We start from the raw sequence: 2,533 nt of genomic DNA, 5'->3' as shown, positions 1-2,533 counted from the left end.
AACCCGCTGCTGCTGCCAGGGAGGACACAGCTCTTTCTAGTGCTGTCCGCTCTCGCGACGGGCGCCTCGTGGATGTTTTACTTCCGCGCGATTCAGATCGGAGAGCTAGCCAAGGTGGCGGTGGTGGACAAGCTCAGCGTGGTACTGGTTGTTGTCGCTTCGGTACTACTTCTCAACGAGCGGCCAGCGCTGCGCGAGTGGACCGGAATTGCTCTGGTCCTTACCGGAGTCATCGTCCTAGCCACTCGAAAATAATTGTGGTTGCCAAGGACTCGTTAACCATCAGCCTCGTCAAACGCGCCCCTTATGTACCCGACGAAGAGGAAAGCCCCGAAATGCGACAGACATTGTGGAGGTGGTCAGTCGAAGCCGGCCGTCTCCGCAGCACAGGGGCTTGCCAGTGGGCGGGCCACCAAGCGGCCCGATCAGTTGGGACGTATGAGCGGCATGCCCCCCCTGCCAGCTCTGTCCGCGCGTTCTGGTCGAGCGGGATGCGAGATTCCTCTCCTTCAATAACAGTCCCTAATCGCGCGAACCGCTCAATGCGCGCTTCCGACCACTAGTGGGTACCTGTCATCCCCCGATAGACATCCAAATCGGCTCGCAACTAATCTGCCACTGACCCAGCAGCGACTGGGCATCTTCGCTGACGTCATTGCGCGCCTTGAGATAACCAGCCAGTCCGGCTCACCTGGCTGCGGCCTTCGCCGGCTGGATTGAGGGCTCGATGGTCGACAGCCAAGCGGCGAGCAAAAGACGATGGCACCTACTCCATTGCGCACAGTGCCGCGGCGGCATGTAAGGCTTGCCGCTTCGCGGCGTCAACTGCCTCACAATAGCTCCATGTCGCGTTCGTTGTTCCCTGAACAACTGGCCTGCTGCAATCGCGCGAGCCGGGCATGTGCACTTGCCACGTTCCGCTCCAAGTGCCTTCCCGCCCTCGTTGCTCTCCGACTGCGTGCCACTCCACCAGATACTGCCCCACAGACTCATACACCGCGCACCCCCTCCCTGAGCGACGTTGGCATCCAGATGACTGACCCTCCGCTCTCCGCGTCCCTGTTGTCGAATAAACGCAAGAAAGCTGTGAAGTTTCTGTCAGCAGCGGCGGATAGTCTTGTCCGCTCATAGGTGGTCAGCGACTCAGCGAAGTAATGATCCGGATTCTGGTTCGTGCTTCGCACCGCGCAGCGCGTACGTACGGGTGCCTCTCCCGCTCCAAGGCCCGCCGCGCCCGATGACCGGCATCGGAGCGGAGCCTTGACCTACGAGATCGATGTTCGTCCGTGAATTCTCCACCCGGGCTGCCTTGGCTGGGCGCTGCAGGCATGCATTGAAGGGCTATGGGCGCTCCGCACCCACGGTCCTTCGGACGGATGAATCGCCCAATCGGCCTTATGTTTATTAGGTTGGGGTGCCCCTGCCATTCCAGGCACGCGATGACTGCGGTCGTCGGCTGCAGATTGTCCCGGCCGATCTCCGGCTCCCCAGTCACGTGTTTGATCGATGCGCCCTTGAAAGCGGAGAAACATGGCCATCGACCGCACGAACGGGTAGGTCTGCAACTCGTTCCCGATTCAGTGCCGATGCACTGCCAGCACCCATCCGCACATCAACCAGTTTGCTGGCCGTGGAAAGCCGAGCAACAACCGCCCTGGTCTGCGCAGTGCTCCGAACTCCGGCGACATCCGCAGCGCTTGTCGATTCCATTGCTACCGGCGTCGGATCCACCTGGGCGTCAAGTCCATCATCGGCAAGGTTCACGCAATCCTTCACCTCGACGATGGCTGGCAGCACCGCGCTGACGCGACCTGCTTTCGCCTTCATCTGAGCGATCTTCTCCAGATGCTAATGAGCCAGTGGTGCAGGGAGATCTGCGCAGCTCTGCGACTTAGGTAGCCGGCGAGATGTGGATCTCGGCAAGGGGATCACATTCAATGCGCGGATTGCACCCTGCGCCCTCGATAACGAACCCTTATCAACGAGGCGAAGAGCGGAGCGAGGGCAACTTACGTGAGAGCTGGTAGCGGCGGAAGATGTTCCTCGCGTTGGGGGCGGTAGATGCGATGCAGCTGCGATTGGCGAAGACCCGTGTTCAAGCATCGGATAAGTACGTACACGGGCTGGAAATCAAACAGCTGTGTTGCCGGCCGCGCTGTGTCAGAGCCTAGTAGTGTCCGGGCTGAAGAGCTGACCGCGGCCATGGCAATTGATTCCTCCCCCGCCGGGTTTCGGTGCTGGGAAAGCCCCTTCAGCTGCAGCGGCTGAACAATTCCATCGGAAAGCTTCCGGAGTAATGCAGCTACTGGCCAGCACCCGCCGAAGTGCGCACAAGCGCGCTGAGCGCTCGTATAAGAAGGCGAAAGTTACCCGGATAGACCTCGAGGGCTGGTGGCGACCAGCGGCGAGGGCCTCGACTGACCGGGTGATCGCGCCGTGCTGTCCTCTCCTTGTGCGAGCGGCCGCCACCTAGGCAAGACCGTTCATTCGGCGACTGCACTGCGCGGCACCTTCAGAGCGGGATGTCTGAGAC

2 protein-coding genes are annotated in these 2,533 nt (G+C 60.9%); one reads left to right on the top strand and one right to left on the bottom strand.

Annotation, left to right across the window (positions count from 1 at the left end; genetic code table 11):
- Positions 1-255 (top strand): EamA family transporter (locus AC1VAN_RS18270; RefSeq protein ID WP_480986383.1); only part of this gene is annotated, 255 nt, incomplete at its 5' end.
- A gap of 1,236 nt (positions 256-1,491) precedes the next feature.
- Here AC1VAN_RS18270 and AC1VAN_RS18265 read toward each other — a convergent pair.
- Positions 1,492-1,827 (bottom strand): hypothetical protein, encoded by a 336-nt coding sequence (locus AC1VAN_RS18265; RefSeq protein ID WP_442251550.1) that lies wholly within the window; start codon positions 1,825-1,827, stop codon positions 1,492-1,494.
- Positions 1,828-2,533: the final 706 nt, after the last annotated feature.

The organism is Stenotrophomonas sp. 05L44_2 (assembly GCF_056665995.1).
Note: the sequence above shows the minus strand (reverse complement) of the source record. Positions and strands in the feature narration are given on the sequence as shown.

Excerpts from the sequence above, each read along its gene's own strand:
- AC1VAN_RS18265 (WP_442251550.1), bottom strand. The coding sequence starts at position 1,827 with ATGAAGGCGAAAGCAGGTCGCGTCAGCGCGGTGCTGCCAGCCATCGTC.